General features: G+C 68.0%; 20 protein-coding genes and 1 pseudogene. 12 read left to right on the top strand and 9 right to left on the bottom strand.

What is annotated here, in order from left to right; genetic code table 11:
- Nucleotides 1-1,797 (top strand): selenocysteine-specific translation elongation factor, encoded by a 1,797-nt coding sequence (selB, locus tag MRBLMD1_RS11480; protein WP_364399559.1) that lies wholly within the window; start codon nt 1-3, stop codon nt 1,795-1,797.
- Nucleotides 1,798-1,839: 42 nt separating this feature from the next.
- Here selB and MRBLMD1_RS11475 read toward each other — a convergent pair whose 3' ends face one another.
- On the bottom strand, nt 1,840-2,355 hold the full coding sequence (locus tag MRBLMD1_RS11475; protein WP_364399557.1) for a nucleoside kinase: 516 nt from the start codon (nt 2,353-2,355) through the stop codon (nt 1,840-1,842).
- 47 nt (nt 2,356-2,402) lie between these two features.
- Between MRBLMD1_RS11475 and MRBLMD1_RS11470 the strand changes: the two genes are divergently transcribed.
- On the top strand, nt 2,403-3,155 hold the full coding sequence (locus tag MRBLMD1_RS11470) for a lytic transglycosylase domain-containing protein (RefSeq protein WP_364399555.1): 753 nt from the start codon (nt 2,403-2,405) through the stop codon (nt 3,153-3,155).
- Nucleotides 3,156-3,199: 44 nt separating this feature from the next.
- Here MRBLMD1_RS11470 and MRBLMD1_RS11465 read toward each other — a convergent pair whose 3' ends face one another.
- The gene (locus MRBLMD1_RS11465; protein WP_364399553.1) at nt 3,200-4,366 is read right to left on the bottom strand and encodes a cytochrome P450; all 1,167 of its coding nucleotides are present in this window, start codon (nt 4,364-4,366) and stop codon (nt 3,200-3,202) included.
- Between the two features lie 238 nt (nt 4,367-4,604).
- On the opposite strand from MRBLMD1_RS11465, the gene MRBLMD1_RS11460 reads away from it, so the two are divergent.
- The 5 genes and pseudogenes from MRBLMD1_RS11460 to MRBLMD1_RS11440 all read left to right on the top strand — a co-directional run bounded on the left by MRBLMD1_RS11460 (nt 4,605) and on the right by MRBLMD1_RS11440 (nt 9,638).
- The gene (locus MRBLMD1_RS11460) at nt 4,605-5,183 is read left to right on the top strand and encodes a hypothetical protein (protein ID WP_364399551.1); all 579 of its coding nucleotides are present in this window, start codon (nt 4,605-4,607) and stop codon (nt 5,181-5,183) included.
- A 91-nt stretch (nt 5,184-5,274) separates the two neighbouring features.
- Nucleotides 5,275-7,362 carry a bifunctional polysaccharide deacetylase/glycosyltransferase family 2 protein gene (locus tag MRBLMD1_RS11455; protein WP_364399549.1) on the top strand — a complete coding sequence of 696 codons (2,088 nt, stop codon included), beginning with the start codon at nt 5,275-5,277 and terminating at the stop codon, nt 7,360-7,362.
- 27 nt (nt 7,363-7,389) lie between these two features.
- Nucleotides 7,390-7,656, top strand: a complete 267-nt coding sequence (locus MRBLMD1_RS11450) for a hypothetical protein (protein ID WP_364399547.1) — start codon at nt 7,390-7,392, stop codon at nt 7,654-7,656.
- Nucleotides 7,657-7,696: 40 nt separating this feature from the next.
- The gene (locus MRBLMD1_RS11445; protein ID WP_364399545.1) at nt 7,697-8,590 is read left to right on the top strand and encodes an SMP-30/gluconolactonase/LRE family protein; all 894 of its coding nucleotides are present in this window, start codon (nt 7,697-7,699) and stop codon (nt 8,588-8,590) included.
- Between the two features lie 15 nt (nt 8,591-8,605).
- A pseudogene (locus tag MRBLMD1_RS11440) lies at nt 8,606-9,638 on the top strand (aldo/keto reductase).
- 28 nt (nt 9,639-9,666) lie between these two features.
- Here the strand turns inward: MRBLMD1_RS11440 and MRBLMD1_RS11435 are convergent.
- Entirely contained in the window at nt 9,667-9,909 is a 243-nt protein-coding gene (locus MRBLMD1_RS11435; RefSeq protein WP_159635537.1) for a hypothetical protein, read from the bottom strand.
- A gap of 19 nt (nt 9,910-9,928) precedes the next feature.
- Nucleotides 9,929-11,362: a flotillin family protein gene (locus tag MRBLMD1_RS11430; protein ID WP_263422191.1), complete on the bottom strand. Its 1,434-nt coding sequence runs from the start codon at nt 11,360-11,362 to the stop codon at nt 9,929-9,931.
- 370 nt (nt 11,363-11,732) lie between these two features.
- Here MRBLMD1_RS11430 and MRBLMD1_RS11425 point away from each other — a divergent pair, with 370 nt between their 5' ends.
- The 3 genes from MRBLMD1_RS11425 to MRBLMD1_RS11415 are packed head-to-tail and all read left to right on the top strand — an operon-like array spanning nt 11,733 to nt 14,512.
- Entirely contained in the window at nt 11,733-13,055 is a 1,323-nt protein-coding gene (locus MRBLMD1_RS11425; RefSeq protein WP_159632109.1) for an MFS transporter, read from the top strand.
- Nucleotides 13,056-13,061: 6 nt separating this feature from the next.
- A complete protein-coding gene (locus tag MRBLMD1_RS11420; protein ID WP_159632108.1) occupies nt 13,062-13,739 on the top strand; it encodes a flavin reductase family protein in 678 nt (225 codons plus the stop codon).
- Nucleotides 13,739-14,512, top strand: coding sequence for an enoyl-CoA hydratase/isomerase family protein (locus MRBLMD1_RS11415; RefSeq protein WP_224026008.1), 774 nt, complete (start codon nt 13,739-13,741; stop codon nt 14,510-14,512). Before MRBLMD1_RS11420 ends, MRBLMD1_RS11415 begins: the two co-directional genes overlap by 1 nt.
- Here the strand turns inward: MRBLMD1_RS11415 and MRBLMD1_RS11410 are convergent.
- Both MRBLMD1_RS11410 and MRBLMD1_RS11405 read right to left on the bottom strand, forming a co-directional pair.
- The gene (locus tag MRBLMD1_RS11410) at nt 14,457-15,344 is read right to left on the bottom strand and encodes an SDR family NAD(P)-dependent oxidoreductase (protein WP_364399542.1); all 888 of its coding nucleotides are present in this window, start codon (nt 15,342-15,344) and stop codon (nt 14,457-14,459) included. The two genes, MRBLMD1_RS11415 and MRBLMD1_RS11410, sit on opposite strands and share 56 nt — an antisense overlap.
- Before the next feature lie 9 nt (nt 15,345-15,353).
- Nucleotides 15,354-17,972, bottom strand: coding sequence for an excinuclease ABC subunit UvrA (locus tag MRBLMD1_RS11405; protein WP_364400419.1), 2,619 nt, complete (start codon nt 17,970-17,972; stop codon nt 15,354-15,356).
- Between the two features lie 180 nt (nt 17,973-18,152).
- On the opposite strand from MRBLMD1_RS11405, the gene MRBLMD1_RS11400 reads away from it, so the two are divergent.
- Nucleotides 18,153-18,977, top strand: coding sequence for a DUF1206 domain-containing protein (locus tag MRBLMD1_RS11400; protein WP_275180044.1), 825 nt, complete (start codon nt 18,153-18,155; stop codon nt 18,975-18,977).
- On the opposite strand, the gene MRBLMD1_RS11395 is transcribed toward MRBLMD1_RS11400, so the two are convergent.
- A complete protein-coding gene (locus MRBLMD1_RS11395) occupies nt 18,974-19,744 on the bottom strand; it encodes an MBL fold metallo-hydrolase (RefSeq protein ID WP_364399540.1) in 771 nt (256 codons plus the stop codon). The genes MRBLMD1_RS11400 and MRBLMD1_RS11395 overlap by 4 nt on opposite strands.
- A gap of 246 nt (nt 19,745-19,990) precedes the next feature.
- On the opposite strand from MRBLMD1_RS11395, the gene MRBLMD1_RS11390 reads away from it, so the two are divergent.
- Nucleotides 19,991-20,734: an SGNH/GDSL hydrolase family protein gene (locus MRBLMD1_RS11390; protein ID WP_159632102.1), complete on the top strand. Its 744-nt coding sequence runs from the start codon at nt 19,991-19,993 to the stop codon at nt 20,732-20,734.
- Between the two features lie 56 nt (nt 20,735-20,790).
- On the opposite strand, the gene MRBLMD1_RS11385 is transcribed toward MRBLMD1_RS11390, so the two are convergent.
- Both MRBLMD1_RS11385 and MRBLMD1_RS11380 read right to left on the bottom strand, forming a co-directional pair.
- The gene (locus MRBLMD1_RS11385) at nt 20,791-21,492 is read right to left on the bottom strand and encodes an SCO1664 family protein (protein WP_159632101.1); all 702 of its coding nucleotides are present in this window, start codon (nt 21,490-21,492) and stop codon (nt 20,791-20,793) included.
- Nucleotides 21,493-21,550: 58 nt separating this feature from the next.
- Nucleotides 21,551-22,180 (bottom strand): MSMEG_4193 family putative phosphomutase, encoded by a 630-nt coding sequence (locus tag MRBLMD1_RS11380; RefSeq protein ID WP_159632100.1) that lies wholly within the window; start codon nt 22,178-22,180, stop codon nt 21,551-21,553.
- Nucleotides 22,181-22,274: the final 94 nt, after the last annotated feature.

Below are 22,274 nucleotides of genomic sequence, written 5' to 3'. Positions count from 1 at the left end.
GTGCACGTCATTGCCACAGCCGGGCACGTCGATTCCGGTAAAAGCACCCTGGTCCGCGCCCTCACCGGGATGGAGCCGGACCGCTGGGAGGAAGAACGGCGCCGCGGGCTGACCATTGACCTGGGCTATGCCTGGACCACGCTGCCGTCCGGACAGGACGTGGCGTTCGTCGACGTACCGGGCCACGAACGCTTCCTGGGCAACATGCTCGCCGGCATCGGACCCGCGCCGGTGGTGTGCTTTGTGGTGGCCGCCGACGAAGGCTGGCAGGCACAGTCGAGCGACCACCGGGACGCTGTCGCTGCGCTGGGGATCGAACACGGCGTCGTGGTGCTGAGCCGCGCGGACCGGGCATCCGGGCAGCGGGTTGCGGAGGTGCTCGCGCGGACCCGAACGGAACTGGCCGGGACCGGCCTGCAGGACGCGCCCGCAGTAGCTGTGTCCGCCATCGACGGCACGGGCCTGGCTGACCTGCGTGCAGCGCTCGACGGCGTGCTGGCCAACGTGCCTCATCCCACCACGGATGGGCGGGTCCGGTTGTGGGTGGACCGTTCGTTCACCATCACCGGTTCCGGGACGGTGGTGACCGGGACACTGGCAGCAGGAACGCTTGCCCAGGGTGACCGGCTGGAACTGATCGGCCACGTTAATACCCGGCCGGTGGTGGTCCGTGGCCTGCAAAGCCGGGATACCTCGTACGCCTCGGTGGAACCGGTCAGCCGGGTGGCGTTGAACCTGCGCGACGTTGCCGCAACGGATATCCGCCGCGGTGACGCGCTGGTTACCCCGGACGCATGGCCCACCACAGCAGTGGTGGGAATCCAGCGCACCACCGGGGTGGCCTATAGCGAGGTCCCGGAACAGCTCATGGTGCACGTTGGCACGGCGTCCGTGCCGGCCCGGCTGCGCCCCTTCGGCGCCGACCATGCCCGGCTGGTCCTCGACAGGCACCTGCCCCTCGTCCTGGGGGACCGGCTGGTGCTGCGCGATCCCGGAAGCCGCTCGGTGCTGGGCGGCGCACGTATCCTCGATGCCGACCCGCCGGCCTTGCGGCGGCGCGGCGACGGCGCCCACTGGGCGGAGCGCCTTGCAGGAATGGACCCCGCCGGAGACGTACTGGGAGAGGTGGCAGCCCGCAGGGCTGTGCAGGCGGAACATCTGCGCCGGCTCGGGCTGCTGTCCGGGCATGACGCGGAGGCGCCCGCCGGTGTACGGGTCATCGACGACTGGTGGGTGCACACTCCCGTCCTGGAGGCCTGGCAGCATCAGCTGCGCGGCGCGGTCCAGGCGCTGCAGGAGCGGGATGCCCTGGCCCCGGGCCTGTCCATGGGTGCGGCGCGGGACCTGCTCACGTTGCCCGACGAGAAACTGCTTTCCCACGTCATCCGCGGGGCCGGCCTGGAACAGGACGGCGGACACGTCCGGCTCCCTGGCAGCCAGGGCAACCTTGGTCCCATCGAGCCGGCAATCGCCACGCTGGAGGGCAGGCTGAGTGCGGATGCGTTCCGGGCCCCCGAAGCCGATGAGCTGGCGGCCCTCGGCCTGGGTGCCCGCGAGCTCGCAGCCGCTGAACGCACCGGGCGCCTGCTGCGCCTGCGCGACGGGGTGGTGCTGCTGCCCACCGCCCCGGCGCTTGCCATGCGCACCCTCGCCGGTTTGGACCAGCCCTTCACCACGAGCCAGGCCCGCCAGGCGCTGGGCACAACACGCCGGATCGCGGTTCCGCTGCTGGAACACCTGGATTCGCGGGGCTGGACCAAGAGGCTGGATGCCGGACACCGCACGGTGGTGCGCTGACCCGCCGCCGGCCAGGAAGAGCAGTGCCCTGCCTTCGGACGGCTAGGCAGGGTGGGCTGCCTGCACGTGGTGCAGGATGTTGTCCACGACCCGGGACAGCGGCGCGGTGGCGTCAATCGCGATGCCGCCCTGCGGGATCTCTTCCCGTGTTTCGTGCAGGTGCTCGATCAGCTGCCGCTCCGCCGGTTGCCCTCCCCATTCGTCTGCCGGGCGCTGGTCGAGGCGCCGCTTCAGCGTGCCCACGTCCACCTCGAGGACGAAGACGCCGTCGAACAGATCGATGAATTTGGCGAGGTTCCTCGACCCGCCGCAGAAGAACGTCACCGCGTCCCGCTGGTCTGCTGCCTGGGCCCGGACGTCGGCGACTCTCCAGATGTGGTGCCTGTGCACAGCGACGCCGGTGGCGTCCCCTGCTGGTTCACCGGTTTCCGGGTCACCCTGGTAGGCAAGTTCACGGTCGCCGTTGATGGCGTGGTAGCCGCGCCGCCGCAATTCGTTGCAGACCGCGGTCTTGCCCGTGCCCGAGCCGCCCTCGATAAGGTAATTCTTCCTGCCCATGCCTGATGGTACCGATGGGGGAGAGGCCGGGGTGGTTTGATTGGTCAGTGCTCCGTGTAAAACGCTTTGTGGCCCTTAGCCTGTTCGTGGTCTGCGCCAGCGCAGTTTTCTCGTTCTGGCTGCTGGGCCAGCCCGGGGCCGGGGCCCGTACGGCCGCCTTCCTGCCCCCGCGAGCGGGAGTCAAGCTTCAGCCAGGGCCCGATGGGCTCGCCACCGCCGTAAACGTCACACGAAGCCCCGACGCCGAGTGGCTTGGCACGGCTGCCGCCCACACCGGAATCCCCGCACGGGCCCTGCGCGCCTACGTCAATGCGGCCGTTGCCGCCAACGAATCAGCTCCGGCGTGCGGCATCGGCTGGAACACGCTCGCCGCCGTCGGCTTCGTCGAATCAGCCCACGGCACGTACGGCGGCGGCAGCCTGAGCTCCGCCGGCCAGGCCAGCGGCCCGATCGTGGGCCCCAGCCTCAACGGCGCGGGATTCGCCGCCATAGCCGACACCGACGGCGGCGCCTTGGATGGCGACGCCGGCTGGGACCACGCGGTGGGACCCATGCAGTTCATTCCCTCCACATGGCGGATCGCAGGCATGGACGGAAATGGGGACGGGGCGGCGGACCCGTTCAACATCGATGACGCCGCCCTCAGCGCGGCGACGTATCTTTGCGGCCGCGGCCGTGACCTCACCACAGCGCAGGGGTGGACAGCTGCCATTTACGCCTACAACCAGTCCGACGCCTACATCCGCCAGGTGAGCTCCCAGGCCACCGCGTACGCTGCGAAAGCGGGCACCGCCGGGTGAATGCATTCCGCGGCTTTCCCCCCGGGATCATTCGTCCGGGCCTGTCAGGCAGGTTGCCAGGTGACGGGAAGTTCCTTCAGCCCGTAAACGATGCTGCTGTCCATTCGTTCCAGTTGCGCTCCGGAAGCCACGGAAAGTCCAGGGAGGCGGGACAGCAGCGCTTCCAGTGCAATCCTTGCTTCGAGCCGGGCGAGCGGTGCCCCAAGGCAAAAATGGATGCCATGGCCAAACGCCAGGTGCCGGTTGGGGTTGCGGTCCACATCGAACTCGGCGGCCCGCTGGAACTGCTGCCCGTCACGGTTGGCCGAGCCGATCCAGGCGACGATTGGAGCGCCGGCGGGAATCAGTTGGTCGCCCACGACGGTGTCCGCCACCGCCACCCGGTACATCGACTGGACCGGCGAGCGGAAGCGGAGCACTTCCTCGAGCGCCTGGGGAACCAAGGCCGGCTCGCTGAGGAGCCGCTCGAGGGTGCCGGGCGACTCCGCCAGGCACAAAACGGCGTTGCCGATCAGATTAGTGGTGGTCTCATTGCCGGCTACCAGCAGCAGGGCACAAAAACCGAGCAGCTCGGGCACCGTCAGTTTTTGGCCGTCGATCTCCGCGGCCAGCAGGCTGCTGATGAGGTCCGTGCCGGGACGGCTCCTGCGCTGGTCGATCAGGGCAAGGAAGTACTCCACCATCTCCGACGTGGTGGAGTCCTGCGTTTCGCTGGCGGGGAGGGTCCGCGTCTGGCTGACGATCACGTCGGACCAGTGCTTGAAGCGCTCACGGTCCTCGCTGGGGATGCCCATCAGCTCGGAGATGACGATGACCGGCAACGGGTAGGCCAGGTCCCTGATCAGGTCTGCGCTTCCCTTTCCGGCGATCTCCGCCAGGAGCTCGTCAGTGAGTCCGGCGATGCGGGGAGCCAGCGCGTCAACAGCCTTGGGCGTGGACGCCTGTGTAACCAGCGAGCGTAACTGCCGGTGCCTCGGGGGATCGGTGGTGATCAGGCTGGACGCGAACAATTGGCCGGTGGCGGAGGGATTATCACCACCCATGCGGGACGAGAAGGTTGCGTGTTCGGACAACACCCGCTGGACGTCGTCGTACCGGAACACATGCCAGCTCCCTGACTGGTCATCCTGGAAAACGGGGGCCGTTGCCCGCATGTGTTCATACTGCGGAAAGGGATCAAGCGGGTATTGCGCGGACTGGGTGACATCCATGGTGGCCTCCCTGCTCACCTGGCGCCATGCCGTCCACGGCGGGCGCCAGGCCGTCAAATGACTGACCGTAGAACCTTGATCCTAGCCAAAGCATGTCCCTGCGTCACCACGCCCGGAACGGAAACCGCAGTGCGTTATGCACGTCACCGGGGCGGATCCGCGTCCCGGACTGCAGCTGCCGGAGACCACCGCCGGGTTTTTGTGCTAGCCACGAGGGGTCCCCTAAGGTTATTGCTCGATGAAAGCCCCTGAAGAGACCTCCGATCAGTCGCCCGCCATCTCCCCGCGTGGACCCGTGTTCGTCGACGCGTCAGGCCGCCGGCTCCGGCGGGTCAAGATGATCGGCCTCGGGGTCGTCGGGCTTGTGGCGGCATACGTCATCCTCGTAGTGGCCGCCTTTATCGGTGGGTCCGGATCGTCGGCACCATTCCTTCCCCTGCCGGCCGCCGCCGGACCCCGCGAAACGCCAACAACCCCGCCCTCTGCCGATCCGCGGGCCGGCCTGACCGGGCCCGCCGTTCCCGTTGTTGAGCAGTCGCCGGCGGCCGTCCCGGTGCCCGTCTCTGCTGTCACTGCCGTACCTCCGGCGGAGGGTGCCGCCGTCGTGCCCGCTGCGCCCGCCGCCCCCGCCGCTGCGCCTGCCCCGGCTCCGACCGCCGCCCCCGCAGTCCCCGGAACATCCGGAACCGCCACCGGCACCGGCGCAACCGCCCCTGGAACCAGCGGAACAGCGCCGGGCTCCAGCGCGACCGCCCCAGGCGCGAGCGGCTCGGCGCCGGGCCAGACCACACGGCCCACCGCCCCCGCGCACCAGTAACATGACCCGCCGGAATAAGGGTTCCCGACCCGCCACAAGCAACGTCCCTGCCACTGTCAGGGCGCATTGGTTTGTCCTTCTCGCCACCCTGATGGCCTTGGGGCTAGCCCTGGCCGTGCAGGGATACATCCACCATCTGGGCGGAGCGCCCGGGGACTCCCTGCCGGCGGACAAAGCCGCAGGCGCCGTCCCCACAACGCTCTCGCACGGCGGCCCCGTGGTGGATTCGCGCGGCGGCTCCGTAACAACCGTCAGTCCGCCGGACCGGACCACAGCCCTGACCTTCGACGACGGTCCGGACCCCGTGTGGACGCCCCGCATCCTGGACGTACTTCGGGAACACCACGTCCACGCCACCTTCTTCGTCGTTGGTTCCGCGGCGGTGGACCACCCGGACCTGGTGCGCCGCATCGTGGCGGAAGGCCACGAAGTGGGCGTCCACACGCTGACCCACACCGACCTTGGCACAGCCCCCGACTGGCGCCGCGAACTGGAGGTGCAGGGCGGCCAGGATGCGATTGTGGGAGTGACGGGCCAGGCGGCTTCCCTGCTGCGCCCGCCTTACACCGCCGGCAACAGCGCCATTACGAACGGCATGTGGTCCGCGCTCCACGGAATGGCCGACGAGGGCTACCTCACCGTGCTCAGCAGCCTGGACAGCGAGGACTGGCAGACCCCGGGCACCAAAGCGATCGAAGCCAGCCTGACCCCGTCGGGGCCGCAGGGGCAGGTGGTCCTGATGCACGACGGCGGCGGAGACAGGGAACAGACCGTCGCCGCGCTGGACTCCGCCCTGTCGCGCTTCTCCGCGCAGGGGTACAAGGTCACCACGGTTGGGGACGCCGTGGGCGTCGACAGCATGCGCCCCGCATCCAGCGTTGAACAGCTGCGCGGCTCTGCCCTGGTCTGGGGCATCCGCCTCAGCGATTTCGTCGTCTGGGCGATCTCCCTGGGGCTCGTCGCCGCCGGCGTCGTGACCTTCCTCCGTGCCGTCCTGGTCATGTTCTTCGCAGCACGCCACAGCCGTGCTGCACGCCGCCTTCCCGGATCAGGACGTGGCCGGCGCCGCGTCGACGTGATGGTGGGGCCCGTGGTGACTGAACCGGCGACCGTGATTGTCCCGGCCTACAACGAATCCGCCGGGATCGAAGCCGCCGTCCTGTCGATCCTTGCCTCCACGCACCCGGTAGAGGTCATCGTGGTGGACGACGGGTCCACCGACGGGACGGCGGACATCGTGGAGGCCCTCGACCTGCCCGGCGTCACCGTCATCCGCAAGGAGAACGGCGGCAAACCGTCCGCACTGAACGCAGGGATCCAGGCGGCCAGCCACGACCTGGTGGTCATGGTGGACGGTGACACGGTCTTCGAGCCCGATACGGTACGTGCCCTCATCCAGCCGTTTGCGGATCCCCGGGTGGGGGCGATTTCCGGCAACACCAAGGTGGCCAACCGGGGAGGCATCCTTGGCGCATGGCAGCACATCGAGTACGTCGTGGGGTTCAACCTCGACCGGAGGCTGTTCGACGTCGCCGAATGCATGCCCACCGTCCCCGGGGCCATTGGCGCCTTCCGGATCGAGGCCCTCCGCAACGTCGGGGGCGTCAGCGACGACACGCTCGCCGAGGACACCGACCTGACCATGGCACTGTGCCGGGACGGCTGGCGGGTGGTGTACCAGGAGGACGCACGGGCCTGGACGGAGGCGCCCGCAACCCTTGGCGCCCTGTGGCGACAGCGGTACCGCTGGTGCTACGGCACCCTCCAGGCCATGTGGAAGCACCGGGGTGCCGTGGTGCAGGGAGGTGCTGCGGGCAAGCTTGGGCGGCGTGGACTGGGCTACCTGCTGGTACTGCAGGTGCTGCTTCCCCTGTTCGCGCCCATCGTCGATGTCTTCGCCCTTTACGGCCTGATCTTCCTGGACCCGCTGCGGATCGGGGCGCTGTGGCTGGTCTTCCTGGCGGTCCAATTGCTCATGGCCGCCTACGCGTTCCGGCTCGACAGGGAACGGCTGGGACCGCTCTGGACACTCCCGCTGCAGCAGTTCGTCTACCGGCAGCTCATGTACCTGGTGGTCATCCAGGCCGTTGTCACGGCAGTTGCCGGCGTCCACCTGCGCTGGCACCGGATGGAGAGGTACGGCAGCCTGCGCGTCCCGCAGACCCAAGGCCAGGGCTAGGGTAAGTTCAGGCCCATGGAATGTGTCGTGATCTACAGCTTGCGCGAGGGCGTGGACAGATCCACCGTCATGGACGTCTATCCCCGCCACAAGGCGTACTACGAGGCTTTCCGGGCCGCCGGGGGAGGACTGCTCGCCCTTGGCCCCTTCCAGTCTCCGGAGCCCGGCCTGAGCTCGATGGGCATCTTCACGTCGTACGGGGAGGCCGAACGTTTCATTGCCGGTGACCCCTTCGTGACGGAAGGTCTCGCGGACCCTAAGCTGCTCGAATGGAACGCCGTGCACCTGGCGTAGGCGGGCACGGCAACAACCTGGACGGCGAAGGGGCTTTCTCATGGGTAACGGACTGACGGCCGGCGTGCTGGAGCGCCTGTACACCGGTACGGTGTGGGCGGAGGGGCCATTGTGGGTGCCGTCGTCGCAGACGGTGCGGTGGAGCGATATCCCCAACGACCGCATTCTCGAGTTCCACCCGGACACCGGGGTGACACAGGAATACGCGACCGGCGTTGAGTTCACCAATGGCCGTACCCTCGACGCCGACGGCAGCGTTGTGCAGTGCAGCCACGGCCGGCGCCGGGTGGAGCGCGACCGGGACGGGACCGTCACCGGCCTGGTTGACTCCTTCCAGGGCCGCCGGCTGAATTCGCCCAACGACGTGGTGATTGCCCGCGACGCCGGCATCTGGTTCACGGACCCGCCCTACGGCATCCTTCCGGGAACAAAAGAAGGCCATGAGGGAGAGCAGGAATATGGGGGCTGCCATGTGTTCCGCTTCGACCCGGCCTCCGGAACGCTGACCCCCGTGGTGACCGACCTCGTGCATCCCAACGGACTGGCTTTCTCGCCGGACGAATCTGTCCTCTACGTCGCGGACACCGCCGGCAGCGCCTACGGGGTCCCGCTGCGGATCGCCACCTACGCCGTGCGTGACGGCCACTGCAGCGCCAGGACCGGCACTCTCGAGTTGGAGGACGGCCACCCGGCCGACGGGCTGCGGGTGGACGTCGAGGGACGGATCTGGACCTCGGCCGGCCCCTCCGTGCGGATCTACTCACCGTCCTTCGAACTCCTGGGCACCATCACCGTGCCGGAGACCGTCTCCAACCTGTGCTTTGGCGGACCCGACGGGCAGGACCTCTACCTGACCGCAACCACCAGCCTGTACCGGATCCGCACCACCACCACGGACGCGGCCGCACGCAACCATCCCACCGACCGCAACTGAACGCGAGGACACACCATGCAGCACCGGACCCTGGGCCACAGCGGCGCCGTCGTCACCAGCTTCGCGCTGGGCACCATGACCTTCGGCGCGGAAGCGACCGAGGAAACATCCCATGACATCCTGGACAGCTACTTCGAAGCGGGCGGCAACTTCATCGACACCGCCGACGTCTACAGCTCGGGCGTGTCCGAAGAAATCATCGGCCGCTGGCTGGCCCGGCGTCCCGGCCTGCGGGGACACAGCGGTGGTTGCCACCAAGGGGCGTTTTCCCATGGGGACGGCACCGAACGACGTCGGAACATCCCGGCGGCACCTGACGCGCGCACTGGACGATTCCCTCCGCCGCCTGGGCGTGGAGCAGATCGACCTCTACCAGATGCACGCATGGGATCCCATCACGCCCGTGGAGGAAACCCTCCGGTTCCTGGAAGATGCCGTGACCCGCGGCAAGATCGGCTATTACGGCTTCTCGAACTTCCTGGGCTGGCAACTCACCAAGGCTGTCCATATTGCCCGCAGCCAGGGATGGCACCCGCCCGTCAGCCTGCAGCCGCAATACAGCCTCCTGGTCAGGGACATCGAGTTCGAGATCGTGCCGGCCGCGCTTGACGCCGGGATCGGCCTGCTGCCGTGGTCGCCCCTGGGCGGCGGATGGTTGTCGGGCAAGTACAGGCGTGACCAGAGTCCCTCCGGGGCAACCCGCCTGGGGGAGAATCCCGAACGCGGCATGGAAGCCTGGAAGGCGCGCAACGACAATCCGCGCACATGGACGGTGATCGAAGCCGTGGAAGGCATCGCGGCCTCCCATGGCGTCAGCCCCTCCCAGGTTGCCCTGGCCTGGCTGGCGGACCGGCCGGCCGTAACGTCGGTGATCCTGGGTGCCCGGTCCACGGAACAGCTCGCTGACAACCTGGCGGCCGGCAACCTGAGCCTCAGCGCGGACGAGGTCAGCCGGCTCACCGAGGCCAGCCGGCCCGAGACAGGGGTGTATCCCTACGGCCCCATGGCCCAGGAGCAGCGCAGCCGCAAAATGGAGGGCGGCAGGTAGCCCATCCGGGAGAGGAAGCCGCCGGGCTTCACCGGGCGTGCTTCAACACGTCCGGCAGCTCCTCCACGTACACCGTTTGCGGCGGGTCGAAATAGATCACCAACACTTCAGCGCCCACCGGATAATCGCTTTTCTTGTCAAAAGGGTGGGCGTGGAAGGCCATGGTGCCGCCAAGGTAGGGCAGCATGACTTCGCCGATGGTGCCCGGGCCGATGCGCCCGGTTACCCGGCCGATTTTCCCGGTCAGGCTCCGGTCGATGTCCCTGCGCACCATGGCGTGCCCAGAATCCCTACGCGCCCGGCGCCTTGGCCTGGCGCTTGGTGTCTTCACCCTTCCGAAGCGCCGATGCGAGGGCCGGGAGGTAGTCGCCAGCCTGCGCCAGGATTCCGCCCAGCATCTTGTTGACGCCCTCGCCGCCGTTCAGGACGGTCATTTGGCCAACATGCGAGAACGGCTCGGCCGCTGCGGCAATGATGGCCGGCATGTTCTCGGCAAGCTGCTGGGAGATGACCGCGTCCTGGTTGGTACCCAGCGCTTCCGCGCGGGCCTTGATGCCGTCTGCCTCCGCGAGCGCCTTGGCCTTGATCGCTGACGCTGCGGCGTCGCCTTTCGCCCTGGTCGCTGCGGCTTCGGCCTCGCCGGTGACCTTGGTGGCTCCAGCCGCGGCGGCCGCCGCGGTGGCGTTGGCCTGCGCCTGGAGTTCGGTGCGGCGGGCGTTGGCCTGGGCCTCAAGCTCGGTGCGGCGTGCCAGGGCCTCGGCGGCGCTGATGTCCGCCGCCTTCTGGCCCTCTGCATCGGTGCGTTTGGCGTAGGCTTTCGCGTCCGCAGGTTTCCGGATGCTGGTCTGCAGCTTCTGCTCTTCCCGGTCCGCCTCAAGCTTGGCAACTTCCGTTTCCTGCACCACCACCTGCTGCCGGGCCGTGGCTTCGGCCAGCGGGCCGGCCTGGGCGGCATTCGCCCGGGCACGCTCGGCGTTGGCCTGGGCCACCGACTGCCGGATGGCTGAGACGCTTTGCGCATCCGCGATCAGGGCCGCCGCCTCCGCCTCCTTTTCCGCCGCCTCCCGGTTACGGGTGGCCTCGGCGATCCGGGCTTCCATCTTCACCTGCGCGATATGCGGCTTGGCGATGTTCTGGATATAGCCGGTGGGGTCCTGCAGGTCCTTGATCTGCAGCGAGTCCACCACAAGGCCCAGTTTCTCCATTTCCACGCCGCTGGCGCTGCGGACCTGCGAGGCGAGTTTGTCCCGCTCGCGGATGATCTCCTCGACGGTCATGCTGCCGATGATGGAACGCAGGTGGCCTTCGAAGACGTTGTACACCTGGCTTTCCATCTTTGGTTGCTGGCCCAGGAAGCGGCGGGCGGCATTGGCGATAAAGGGCGGTGCGTCCCCAATTTTGTAAATGACGACGCCCTCCACGATGACCTGGATGCCCTGTGAGGTAACGCAGGAAACCTTGAGTTCAGTTTCATTCAGGGTCAGCGACAGGGGCCGCACGGTCTGGAGGCCGGGAAGGACCAGGGCGCCCTTGCCCGTGACGATTTTGAAATCCATTCCTTCCCGGGTTTCCAGGGTTCCCCGGGTCAGCCCGGAAATGATCAGGGCCTCGTTTGGCTCAGCCACCTTCCACATCAGCTTCGTGGCCACCCAAATGAAACCAACGGCAAACAGCACTCCGAGAATAATGGCGATAAGTGGAAAGAACGGTGCAAAGTCCGGCATGGCCAGGTCCTTTCGACGCCGCAAAACGGCATCACGGTAAAAACCCCAATAAATGCAGCCGTCCAATGACCCGACCAATGAAAGTGCCGTCAATTCCGGTGCACCTGGCCGGCTGTTGTAGACAGTCTGATTGGGCCCCGCCCAAGAGTCCAGAGCCGTGACGATATTTGCCTGCGGCAACGGAATGAGGCGTACGACGGCGGCACCTGGCATCCGCCGCCGGCGGCCGGGAAGCCGTTGACATGGGCAACTACTGCTCGCACGATGGGAAGACGAACCGCAATGCGGGTCCAGCGCCTGGTTTCACTATTCCTTTCCTTGTTGTGCATTCAAGCCGGGCGTTCTACTACATCTGACCAATGGAGTGATGATGAGTATTCAAGGAGTGACCCGGGAGCAGGCCGTCAGGCGCGCCACCGTGGCAAGCGTGGTGGGTACCACCATCGAGTGGTACGACTTCTTCCTCTACGGGACTGCCGCCGCACTGGTGTTTCCCCAGCTGTTCTTCCCGGGCCAGGTGGCCTTTGCCGGTGTGCTGGCCGCCTTCGGCACCCAGTTCGTCGGCTTTGTGGCCAGGCCAATCGGCGCCGCCATATTCGGCCATTTCGGTGACCGGATCGGCCGCAAGACAACACTCATGGCCACGCTGTTCCTGATGGCGTTCGGAACGGTGCTGATTGGCTGCCTTCCGACCTACCAAAGCATCGGAGTGGCCGCGCCGGTCCTGCTGGTAGTCCTCCGCATCATCCAGGGCATCGGCGTGGGCGGTGAATGGGGCGGTTCTGTCCTGCTGAGCATGGAATGGGGCGACCAGAACCGCCGCGGCCTGTCCGCTTCCTGGCCGCAGATCGGGGTGCCGCTGGGCCTGGTCCTGTCCACCGGCGTCGTCAGGATCACCACCGCCGCCACCGGCACTGACGGATTCGCTGCCTACGGCTGGCGGATCCCGTTCATCCTGAGCATCATCCTGATCGGCGTGGGCCTGTTCGTCCGGCTCCGCGTCATCGAGAGCCCGGAGTTCGACGCAGTCCGGAAGTCGAACAAGGTGGTGCGTGCCCCGATCATCGAGGTGATCCGGCGGCAGCCCAGGGAAATCCTCCTCTCCGCCCTGGTGCGCACGTCGGAGCAGGCCCCGTTCTACCTGTTCATTACGTTCGTGATCACCTACGCCACCAAGCAGCTGAAGCTGGACAGCAATTCCATCCTTGATGACACACTGATCGCGGCCGCACTCGGGCTGATCAGTGTTCCCCTCTTCGGGCGCCTGTCAGACCGTTTCGGCCGGCGCCGCGTGTACGGAACCGGCATCGTGCTGACAGCGCTGTTCGCTTTCCCCTATTTTGGGTTGCTCAACACCAGGGACGCCCTGTGGGTTGGTGTTGCCGTCGTGGTCAGCCTGATCCTGCATGACATCCAGTACGGCCCGCAGGCTGCCTTGATCGCCGAAAGTTTTGACACTGACATCCGCTACACGGGCGCCGGCCTGGGGTACCAGCTCGCCAGCGTCGTCGCCGGTGGTCCCGCGCCCCTCATTGCCGCCGCCCTGCTGGCGACCTATGGGAACTCGACGTCGATCTCGCTGTACATCATCCTCTGCTGCGTGATCGCCATGGCCGCCCTCATCTTCCTTCCCAGGGCCAAGGGAGCCCTGGCCAAGGATGCCGCGGCCGCCGCCACGCCAGGAAGCCCGTAGGACCGGATGCGAACAGACTTCGATCCGAAACAACTGGGTCCGCGGGACTTCTACAAATTCCTTACGTCAGTAGTGGTTCCGCGGCCCATCGCCTGGGTTTCGAGCACCTCCCCGGCAGGGGTGGACAACCTGGCGCCCCATTCGTTCTTCACGGTTGCCTCAGTGGACCCCCCGATCATTCAGTTCACCTCGGTGGGCGAGAAGGATTCGCTGCGGAACATCGAGGCAACCGGGGAGTTCGTGGTGAACCTCGCCCCGGCAGCGTTGATCCAGGAGGTCAACGCCACCGGGACCAACTTCAGCGCAGATGTGAGCGAATTCGACGCCGCCGGCCTGGCCCGTGAGCCCAGCGCGGCGGTCCGGCCGCCCAGGGTCAAGGAGTCTCCGGCCGTTCTGGAATGCTCGCTTCACCAGACCCTGCGCATGGGTGACTGCGTCCTGGTGTTCGGCCTGGTGGTGCACGCGTCCGTCTCATCCCAGGTGCTCAGCGGTGACCATCCGGACGTGGCCGGGCTTGATCCGCTGTCACGGCTGGGCGGGGACGAATGGGGCATGCTTGGCCCCGTCCGTCACTTGCCGCGGATCCGCGCGTCGCAGTGGCCTGGTTCTTTCACCCCGCGGGAGGGGCACATGACTGAGCCTGGCACAGGAGGCATACAAACCCCGGGGGAGGCAGGCTCCTGATGGCCACGGTCAGTGTTGACGGGGCGGAGTCCATTGCCACGATCTCCTTCGGCAGCGGTGGGAGGCTCAATGCCCTGGGGGAGCGGGACTGGGAGGATTTGCGGTGCGCAGTGCACGGCCTGGCCTCCGACCCGACCCTGCGCGCCGTCGTGGTGCGCGGCCGCGGTGGAGTGTTTTGCGCCGGCTCCGACATCCGCGAATGGGACGGGACGTCGGGCACGGACGTTGGCCGGACCTTTGACGTGTTGGAAGCCGCCCTGCAGGCGCTCGAGGACTTGCCCGTCCCAACCCTGGCGGTGGTCGAAGGGGTTGCGGCCGGCGGGGGCTGCCAGCTTGCCCTTGCCTGCGACCTGCAGCTCCTGACCCCCACAGCACGGATGGGGATGCCTGTGGCACGCCTGGGCTTGCTGGTTCCGCCCACCTTCGCCGCCCGTTTGGCACTACGGGTAGGTCCGTCCCGGGCCAAGGACCTTCTCTACACGGGCCGCATGCTGACGGCGCGCCAGGCGTGGGACATGGGGCTGGTCACCACCCTGGCCCCGGACGACAACGCAGACGCTGCGCTCGCTGCGGTCCTCGACCCGTGGAAGGGAGCCTCAGCGGCTTCCTTGAGGGCATCGAAAGCGGCGGTGGATGAGGGCCTGCGCCTCCTGACGGAGGCCGGCCGCCGCGCGCCAAAGGGCCCTGCGGTGGATCCCGTCGAGTTCCCGGACCGGGTCACGGGCTTTCTCCACCGCCGGACCGGGGCGGGTCCGCCGGCTCCACCACCGTGATGTCCAACGGCATCCTGTTTGCCCGCCGCAGGCGGCCGCCCAGCACGTTGCGCAGGCTGTGCGTGACCATCCGCCGCCGGGTCAGGAACCGGAATTCCGCGGCATCTGAGGTCACGAGGTCCAGGATGGGCCGCGCCGCCTCACGCGGGGCCTGCCCCCACAGGCCGACCACCACCTGCAGGCCGGTGAGGCGCTGCCCGTACCCTGCCTGCGCCGTCACACGCCCCAGGAGGTCGGTCTCCACCAGTCCGGGGTTCATGCCGTGCACCCGGACACCGGTGCCTTTGGTTTCCAGCCGCAGGGTCTCCGTGAACTGGCGGACCCACCGCTTGCTTGACGCGTAGGCGTTCTGCAGCGCCACCGGACCCCGGTCGCCCTGGCCGTACAGGTTGACCAGGTCGCCATGGCCCTGGCCCAGGAACACAGGCAAAGCAACCCTGGAGCCGTGGAACGTACCCAGGATGTTGGTGCGCACCACCCGCGTGAAGTCATCGATGGGCGTCGACGCCGTGGGTCCGAAAACCCCCGAGGTGCCGGCGTTGTTGACCCAGATATCCAACGTCCCCCGGGCCAGGGCCTCGTCCCGGAGCGCCGCAACGTCTCCCGGCTCGGCGGTGTCGCAGCGCCTGCCGGACGCCGCGATCCCTTCAGCGCGCAGGCGCTGGATGGCGGCAGCGACGCCGTCGTCCGACCTGGCTGCCAGCACCACCGCCGCGCCGTGCAGGCCCAGGACCCGGGCCATTTCAAACCCCAGCCCGCGCGACGAGCCAGTCACCACCGCCACGCGGCCGCGAAGGACGTCGTGGGCGGGCACCGCCCGTCGGGTACGCATTCCTCTGTCCTACGCCCCCGGGCGCCCGGGGGCAAGGTGCGCCCGCCCCGGGCGGCCCTTGCCGGCGGATGCCGCCTGCAGTGCCGCCGCGAGGTAAGGGGCCGTGCGGCTGCTGCGGGAACGGGCGACGGCGGCCGGGTCACCGGCGGCGACGATCGTACCGCCGGCGTCGCCACCAGCGGGTCCCAGGTCCATGACCCAGTCCGCGTCGGCCACCACGTCCATGGCGTGTTCCACAACGATGACCGTGTTCCCGGCATCGACCAGGCGGTTCAACTGCGCCATCAGGAGCTGGACGTCGGCAGGGTGCAGCCCCGTGGTGGGTTCGTCCAGGAGGTACAGGGTGTGCCCGCGCCGGGCCCGCTGCAGTTCGGTGGCCAGCTTGATCCGCTGCGCCTCGCCGCCGGAAAGTTCGGTGGCGGGCTGGCCCAGCCGGAGGTAGCCCAGGCCCACTTCCTGCAGGGTCTGCAGGGACCGTGCGGCCGCGGGAACCGCGGCCAGGAAACCGGCCGCGGCGTTGACCGTCATGCCCAGTACTTCCGCGATGTTCCTGCCCTGGTAGGTGACCTCGAGGGTCTCGGGGTTGTATCGGGTGCCCCCGCATTCAGGGCACGGGCCGTAACTGCCGGGAAGGAACAGCAGCTCCACGGCCACGAAGCCTTCGCCCTGGCAGGTCTCGCACCGTCCACCGGCCACATTGAAGGAAAAGCGTCCCGGGCCGAACCCCCGGCTCCTGGCGGCATCGGTGGCGGCGAATTCCTTGCGGACGGCATCGAACAGCCCCGTGTAGGTGGCCAGGTTGGACCGCGGCGTGCGCCCGATCGGTTTCTGGTCCACCTTCACCAGGCGGTCGATCCGTTCCAGCCCGGAGACGTGCCCCACGGTCAACGGTCCGCCCTGTTCCTCGACGTCGTCCTCCGGCTCCCCGGCGGGTGCCGCGGTACCGGCTTCACCGGTGCCGCGAAGTGCTGCGCCGGCAACGTCGGCGAGGACCCGGCTGACCAGCGTGGATTTCCCGGAGCCCGAGACGCCCGTGACCGCTGTCAGGACGCCGAGCGGAAAGGCGGCGTCCAGGTCCCGCAGGTTGTGGCGGCTGACGCCCCGCAGTTCCAGCCAGCCGGAGGGTTCCCGCAGGGCATCCCTGCCCGCGCCGTCAGCGGCCGCCCCTGGTTCTTTCGCACCTGTTCCGCCCGGGAAAAGGAACGGACGCGTCACCGACTCCGGCACCTCATCGAGGCCCTGCACGGGCCCGCTGTACAGTACCTCTCCGCCGTCCTCCCCGGCCCTGGGCCCAACATCCACAAGCCAGTCAGCCCGGCGGACCATGTCCATGTTGTGTTCCACCACGAACACCGAGTTTCCCGATGACTTGAGCTGGTCCAGGACCGCCAGGAGGGGTTCGGCATCCGCCGGGTGCAGACCTGCCGACGGCTCATCCAGCACGTAGATCACGCCGAACAGCCCCGACCTGAGCTGGGTGGCGATCCTGAGGCGCTGCATTTCCCCCGGCGAGAGCGTGGGCGTGGCCCGCCCCAGCGCCAGGTACCCCAGGCCCAGCTCCAGCAGCACGTTGATGCGCTGGAGCAGGTCGCGGGTGATGGCCACAGCCACCTCATTGGACTCTGAGGACTGCTTGCGGGACGCGGTTCCCGCGGTGGCCAGCCTGGTGGTGGGGCGGATGATGTCCGCGAGTTCGGTCATGGGCACGGCGCTGAGCCCGGCGATGGTCTGCCCTGCGAACGTCACTGCGAGGGCCTCGGGCCTGAGCCCGGTTCCACTGCATTGCGGGCAGGGCCCGGTTTCCATGAAGCGCAGCACCTTTTCCCGCATGGCGGGGCTTTTGGAGTCGAGCAGGGTGTGCATGACGTAGCTCCTGGCGCTCCAGAAGCGGCCCTTGTACGGTTTGGCCACCCGGTCGCGCTGCGGCGTCACTTCCACCACGGGCTGTTCCTCGGTGAAGAGGATCCAGTCGCGGTCTTTTTTGGGCAGTTGCCGCCAGGGGATGTCCACGTCGTAGCCCAGGTGGGTGAGGATGTCGCGGAGGTTCTTGCCCTGCCACGCGCCGGGCCAGGCCGCAATGGCGCCGTCGCGGATGCTCAGGGACGTGTCCGGAACCAGGGATGCCTCGCTGACGGTGTGGGCGGTGCCCAGGCCGTGGCACTGCGGGCAGGCGCCTGCTGCGGTGTTGGGGGAGAAGGCGTCCGAGTCCAGCGGCGCTGCGCCCTCCGGGTAGCTGCCTGCACGGGAGAACAGCATGCGCAGTGAATTGGACAGCGTGGTGACGGTCCCCACGGTGGACCGGGACGTCGCCGTTCCCCGGCGCTGTTGGAGTGCGACGGCGGGCGGCAACCCGGTGATCAGGTCCACCTTGGGGTTGTGGCCCTGCTGGATGAGGCGGCGGGCGTAGGGCGCCACCGATTCGAAGAACCGGCGCTGCGCCTCCGCGTAGATGGTGCCGAAGGCCAGGGACGACTTGCCGGAACCGGAAACCCCGGTGAACGCCACGACCGCATCCCGCGGCACATCGACGCTGACGTTCCGCAGGTTGTTTTCGCGGGCGCCGCGCACGCGGACGAAGCCGTTTTCGGCGTGATCCGCGGTGGGGCCGGGGATGTTCAGCTCGGTCAGTTCATCAGCGTTCTGTTTGGCATGCACCGCTTCGACTGTAGTAGCCAACGGTGCGTGGCCGGAACTTTCGGGGATCTGTCGGGACGGCGCGGACGGATTTACACTGAAGCATTCCGCGGCGCAGGCAAGGAAAGCCGGCCGCGGAGCAGGAGATCAACTACATATCTGGAAGGGCCGGCCATGGGCAACGCGTCGCAGGGAGCTAACAGGGCAGTATCCGGGGCGGCCTCGGCGGGCCGCAGCCCGGCGGTACGCGTTCTGGCCCGTACCGGATATGTCTTCATCGGCCTGCTTCATATCCTGATCGGTGCCATTGCCTTGCAGTTGACCAGGGGCCAGGGTGGAGAAGCTGACCAGTCCGGGGCACTGGGAAGCCTGGCATCCAAGCCGGGGGGCGGGATCCTGCTCTGGGCCGGCGCTGTTGCCTGTGCGGCGCTTGCCCTCTGGATGCTCAGTGAGGCTGCTTTTGGGGCGCGCACGGAGCCCGACTCAAAGAAGAAACTGAAGAAAGCTGCCGGTGCTGCGGGGAAAGCTGTGATTTTCGCTTTCCTTGCCTTTACCTTCGGCGTCTTTGCCGCCGGGGGCAGCAAGAACTCCAGCCAGTCGGCCAGCGATTTCACCGCAAAGCTGATGGGAGCGCCCGCCGGGGTGGTTCTTCTGGTGGTGCTGGGCCTGGCGGTCATTGCAGGCGGCGTCCTTTACGCCTACCGGGGCGTTTCCAGGAAGTTCATGGAGGACCTGCAGGACCCGGGCAACGCGCGGACCGCCGTGGAATGGCTTGGCATCATCGGTTATGCAGCCAAGGGTGTGGTGCTCGCCGTCGTGGGTGTCCTGGTCATCGTGGCGGCAGTAACCGCCGATCCGTCCAAATCCTCCGGCCTCGACGGCGGCTTGAAGACCCTGGGCGCACAGCCCTACGGCGGGATCCTCCTCGCCGCCATCGCCGCGGGCCTCATCTGCTACGGCGTGTACTCGATGGCGAGGGCGCGGTACGGGAAGTTCTAGCCGCGGTACCCGAGAACCGCCAGCGCTTCCGCCAGCGGGGCGCGCAGGGCAGGTCCGTGGCCCGGAAGGACAACCGGGGATTCCAACCCGGCCAGGTTCTGCAGGGCGGCTTCGGCTGCGGCCGGATCTGCGTGGTACATCGGGTGCAGCATCTGCGGTCCGGAAGTCCGGCTGATCGGGTGGCCGCTGACGAAGCAGTCGCCCACGGCGATGGCACCCGCCCCCGGCAGGTGGATGGCTGCATTGCCTGGCGTATGGCCGGGCACTGGTACGGCAACGGGCCGGCCAGGCAGGGCCCGGAGCCTGTCAGCGTCCCACGCTTCGGCCGCCGGCACTGGCTTGGCACCCAGGGCACCCGCCCTGATGACGTGCACCATCCAGCGGAAGATGCGCGGCTTCCAGGCCCGGCGGATGACCTGGCCGAAGGTGACCTGGTGCTTCTCCTTACCCTGGACGTGGGCCAGCTCCCCGGGGGCGCACAGGACCGGGGTTCCGAATGTTTCGGAAAAGAAGGCGGCAGTGCCCGTGTGGTCCACATGTCCATGCGTGACCAGCAGGGCAAGGGCGTTGGCCGGTTCCAGGCCCAGATGGCGGATCGAGGCAAGGACGTTGCTGCGGTCACCGGGGTAGCCGCTGTCGATGAGGATGAACCCGGAAGGGTCCCGCACCACGATCCAGTTGGAGGCCGGCCCTTCGGCGAAGTAGACGCCGGGCGCCTGCTCGGAAATTTTGGTTGCGGGATTCCACCCGGTTGCCTGCCGCTGCACGGATACAGCGTAGCCCGCGGCTGCAGTGCAGCCTGGTCGGCGCCGCCCGGCCTGACCCCGGACGGCGGCCACCAGGGTACCTAATGCCCTAAAGGTTCCTGTGCAGTCGCTGTGCATCCTGTTGATCCTGGTCACCTTGGCCCTAAAGTATTCCCACAATTGCCTACGATGGGACACGGACAAGAAGAAAAAACGGCCGGCGGGCAATTCCCCGGCCACCCGGAAATCCAGGCAGGAGGAGGTGCCATGCAGGACAGTGCGCTGCTGCACGGGCATCCCGGCCGGCTGGTGACTGCCGGTGTGGCTGCCCTCCTCCTGGCCGTGACGTCGGGAAGTGCAGCCCGGACCCAGCCCCCGGCCACGGCGGCGCCCCCCGTCCGCGTTGTGGTGGTGGGGGACTCCCTGAGCACCGGTCACGGCACGTCGCCGCAGCAGGCGTGGCCGGCGTTGATGCGGACGGACCCGGAGGTGGCGGGCCTTGAGGTGGTCAACGCAGCCGAGGATGGAAGCGGCTACCTCAGCCTGGGCGACTACAACGGAACCTTCGGCACGCAGGTGGATGATTACGTCACCCCTGACACCGGGATCGTGGTTTTCTTCGGCTCGGAAAACGACCTCGGCTACGCCTCTGCCGACGTCGGCGACGCGGCCCTCGCCGCCATGGACAGGGCAGAAGCCCTTGCCCCGGACGCCAGGATCATTGTGGTGGGGCCGCCGTCGTACACCACGGACCCTGACCCCGGGCTCCTGGATATCAGCGACCAACTCAGGACTGCCACTGCGCGGGCGGGCGGTGAGTACGTGGACCCGATCGCCGAGGGGTGGATCAGCGATGACTTTGATGACCTGATTGGCCCGGACGGCGACCATCCCACAGTGCTTGGGCAGCACTACCTGCTGGACCACATCGGCGCGTATCTTGAGCAGGCGGCGCCGGCGGCCGCGGCCGCGCTGGAAGGGCGCCAGGACCCGCGCAGGCCCGCCGCCTGAACCTAAAACACCCGGACCTGGGGCGACTGAATCCAAGACACCTGGACCTGGGGCGCCTAGATCAGCGGCCAGGGATAGCGCCGGCCGGTGTGGTCAACGGGCAGCACCATCTCCTGCAGCATCCGCTGGACCCTGCGTTGCAGGGCAACCACCTCGGCGGGATGGAGCAGCGCTGCCACGTCAGCCGGAACAGTGTCCGCCAGGGGACTGATGTCCGCCAGCAGGTTGTCCGGGATCGGCTCGCCGGCAAAGTCCCAGATCACCGTGCGCAGCTTGAAGGCAGCGGAAAAGCACAGACCGTGGTCAATGCCCCAGATGCGGCCGTCCGCTCCGCGCAGGACATGCCCGCTTTTGCGGTCCGTGTTGTTGGCCACGTAGTCGAACAGGGCCATCCGGGCCAGTTCGTCGTGGGTTTCCGGGGAGTCCGCGTACAGGGTGAAGTAGTGTTCCTCGTGGTCGCCCTCGATGAACCACTGCAGCGACCCCACTCCAAGCGGGGCATCCGTGCGGACCACCGTGGGCGGCACCATTCCCCAGCCCAGCGCTTCGCTCAGCAGGTACGCGGCGCGCTCCCGGCGGTACAGGCCGGCGTCGAAATCCGCCAGCGGCCGCTCTCCAGCCTCCGGCTTGTAGACGGCCCAGGCGGAATCGTCACCGCAGGAAAGCTCCGCGAGGAACGTGGCATTGCTGCCGCTCATGATGCGGCCCAGCAGTTCCACGCGGCCCTCAGTGAGGAGGGTCAGCTCCCGCCCGGACACCGCATGCCCCGTGCCGCCGCGTCCCGCGGCCAGTCGTTCCCTGCCGGACCGGATGGCATCACGGCGCCCTCAGCCCGCTCAGGGGCTCCGACATCGAATTCACCGTGAGCACCGCCGGCGCCTGGCCGTCCGCATAGGAGATCACCGAGACCGACGCCGGGCTGATCACGATCCGCTGGAAAAGGTCCAGGTGGGTGCCCAGCGCGTGTGCCACGGCCGCCTTAATGGGATCGGCATGGGAGAAACAGACCACGACGCCACCACGGTGGGCGGTCCGAAGATCCTCCAGCGTCCCAACCATCCGCGCCTGCATTCCGGAAAAGCCCTCGCCGTTGGGGAAGCGGAACGCCGACGGGTTGTGCTGGACAGTCTGCCACTCCGGCAGGCCCGCAAGCCCGGCGAGCGCGGCACCGGTCCAGTCACCGAAATCGCATTCCAAAAGCCCGGCTTCTTCCATGACGGTCCGGCCGGTGCGGGCGGCCGTGGGCTCCGCTGTCTCCCGTGCCCGCTCCAGGGGTGACGAATAGAGCGCGTCGACAGGCAGGCCCGCAAGGCGTTCGGCAACAGCTTCAGCCTGCGTGCGGCCGCGCCCGGAAAGATGCAGGCCCGGGGCCCGCCCCGGCAGGACGGTGCCGGTGGTGGGGGTCTCGCCGTGCCGCACCAGGAGGATTAATGTGCTCTGTGTCATTGGGTCTAAGCGTAGCCGCATGGGGCCCCGTGCCGAGCCTGCGAGGCGCGGGGAGCGGCAAGCGGTAGCCGCGAGGGGCCCCGTGCCGAGCCTG

Origin of the sequence: Pseudarthrobacter sp. LMD1-1-1.1 (assembly GCF_040676255.1) — a bacterium.
Taxonomy (GTDB): domain Bacteria; phylum Actinomycetota; class Actinomycetes; order Actinomycetales; family Micrococcaceae; genus Arthrobacter.
Note: the sequence above shows the minus strand (reverse complement) of the source record. Positions and strands in the feature narration are given on the sequence as shown.

What these genes read in the sequence shown, in the direction of transcription:
- MRBLMD1_RS11475 (WP_364399557.1), bottom strand. Translation starts at nt 2,355, where the DNA reads ATGGGCAGGAAGAATTACCTTATCGAGGGCGGCTCGGGCACGGGCAAG.
- MRBLMD1_RS11465 (WP_364399553.1), bottom strand. Translation starts at nt 4,366, where the DNA reads ATGGATGTCACCCAGTCCGCGCAATACCCGCTTGATCCCTTTCCGCAG.
- MRBLMD1_RS11460 (WP_364399551.1), top strand. Translation starts at nt 4,605, where the DNA reads ATGAAAGCCCCTGAAGAGACCTCCGATCAGTCGCCCGCCATCTCCCCG.
- MRBLMD1_RS11455 (WP_364399549.1), top strand. Translation starts at nt 5,275, where the DNA reads ATGGCCTTGGGGCTAGCCCTGGCCGTGCAGGGATACATCCACCATCTG.
- MRBLMD1_RS11445 (WP_364399545.1), top strand. Translation starts at nt 7,697, where the DNA reads ATGGGTAACGGACTGACGGCCGGCGTGCTGGAGCGCCTGTACACCGGT.
- MRBLMD1_RS11430 (WP_263422191.1), bottom strand. Translation starts at nt 11,362, where the DNA reads ATGCCGGACTTTGCACCGTTCTTTCCACTTATCGCCATTATTCTCGGA.
- MRBLMD1_RS11425 (WP_159632109.1), top strand. Translation starts at nt 11,733, where the DNA reads ATGAGTATTCAAGGAGTGACCCGGGAGCAGGCCGTCAGGCGCGCCACC.
- MRBLMD1_RS11420 (WP_159632108.1), top strand. Translation starts at nt 13,062, where the DNA reads ATGCGAACAGACTTCGATCCGAAACAACTGGGTCCGCGGGACTTCTAC.
- MRBLMD1_RS11415 (WP_224026008.1), top strand. Translation starts at nt 13,739, where the DNA reads ATGGCCACGGTCAGTGTTGACGGGGCGGAGTCCATTGCCACGATCTCC.
- MRBLMD1_RS11410 (WP_364399542.1), bottom strand. Translation starts at nt 15,344, where the DNA reads ATGCGTACCCGACGGGCGGTGCCCGCCCACGACGTCCTTCGCGGCCGC.
- MRBLMD1_RS11400 (WP_275180044.1), top strand. Translation starts at nt 18,153, where the DNA reads ATGGGCAACGCGTCGCAGGGAGCTAACAGGGCAGTATCCGGGGCGGCC.
- MRBLMD1_RS11390 (WP_159632102.1), top strand. Translation starts at nt 19,991, where the DNA reads ATGCAGGACAGTGCGCTGCTGCACGGGCATCCCGGCCGGCTGGTGACT.
- MRBLMD1_RS11380 (WP_159632100.1), bottom strand. Translation starts at nt 22,180, where the DNA reads ATGACACAGAGCACATTAATCCTCCTGGTGCGGCACGGCGAGACCCCC.